2 protein-coding genes are annotated in these 1083 nt (G+C 34.4%); both read right to left on the minus strand.

The genetic code is table 11. The features are described from left to right. Positions 1 to 170 precede the first annotated feature (170 nt). Positions 171 to 443, minus strand: coding sequence for a hypothetical protein (locus tag IV71_RS07630; RefSeq protein WP_010690708.1), 273 nt, complete (start codon positions 441 to 443; stop codon positions 171 to 173). After that, positions 427 to 651, minus strand: coding sequence for a hypothetical protein (locus IV71_RS07635; RefSeq protein WP_010690707.1), 225 nt, complete (start codon positions 649 to 651; stop codon positions 427 to 429). Before IV71_RS07635 ends, IV71_RS07630 begins: the two co-directional genes overlap by 17 nt. Positions 652 to 1083 lie beyond the last annotated feature (432 nt).

Genomic DNA, 1083 nt, shown 5'->3' on the forward strand with positions numbered 1-1083 from the left:
AGGAATCCTAGAAAATGGCCGAAAAGGTGGTAACCACGTTAATCGTTGCTTTAATACCAGTAGTTTTATACGTTTTGGTCTTAATTTGGTCTAAATATTAAAGATTGATACTTTACAATAATTGAGAACGGCTAATTTAACCCTGGTGTATGTTTTAAAATAAACCTTCCTTATTTATATAGATTTACTTTTAAATTATATTTTGTCTTCAAAACTTCAACAGCATCCATGACTGCGTCAACGTTTCCTGGATCATACGATGCTACTTCACGAGAAATAGTGGCCCGCCCAATCTTGTTCCATTCAAAAAAGACATTGATGTCATGCTTAAACTCTGGCATTACGACACGGATCGCATAAATAGTGTTTGGTTGCTTCTTCCATAACGGTTCAATTTCTTTAAAAACTTCCCAAGCTATTTGTTTACTATCCTTTTTTGCCATTTTTTTTACTCCTTTCTTCTATTAAGAAAGCCAACTCTTTTAAGTCTTCTTCTGTTGCTAACTTGCGAATGAATGATCGTGACGTTGAACGATAATTTAGATACTTTTTATGTTCCTTGTTCTTTTCAGCCCAGCGCTTGTTTGCTTCATTTTGTGCTGTCGTTGAACTTTCATACACTGTAGGGCGACCCATTTTCCTATCTGCCATTTACATTACCACCATTACTATTTTCATTACTAAAGTTAAAAGAGCCATTACGAATAATGTTAACCAAATTTTTGTAGTTTTTTTCATATTCATGTTAAGATAAGTGTATAGGAAAAAGCCCTTACGGGCTCTTGACTATTTAAGATGTAGAATCTTATTAATAAAGTCAATCAAAGTATTTGCGAAGTTTAGGATAACCGTTGCGCCGGTAAGCCATATTAGCAAATGCTTTTTTTGTTTCCTTTTTTTACTCATCTTTTACCTCCTTTCTCTATACTTATATAATATCATGATTATATAAGTGTGTCAACATTTTTAGGCTTTTTTGGCACAAAAAAAGACGGGCACACGTCTGCGTTTTCCCCGTCATGTCCGCTATCCCACTGCGTACAGCCCGAGTAGCTTGCTACTATTATATCCAAAATAAAAAAA

This window comes from Fructobacillus fructosus KCTC 3544 (assembly GCF_001438695.1).
GTDB classification, from domain to species: Bacteria; Bacillota; Bacilli; order Lactobacillales; family Lactobacillaceae; genus Fructobacillus; species Fructobacillus fructosus.

Bases quoted from the DNA above. Each gene is read 5' to 3' on its own strand.
- IV71_RS07630 (WP_010690708.1), bottom strand. From the start codon at position 443: ATGGCAAAAAAGGATAGTAAACAAATAGCTTGGGAAGTTTTTAAAGAA.
- IV71_RS07635 (WP_010690707.1), bottom strand. From the start codon at position 651: ATGGCAGATAGGAAAATGGGTCGCCCTACAGTGTATGAAAGTTCAACG.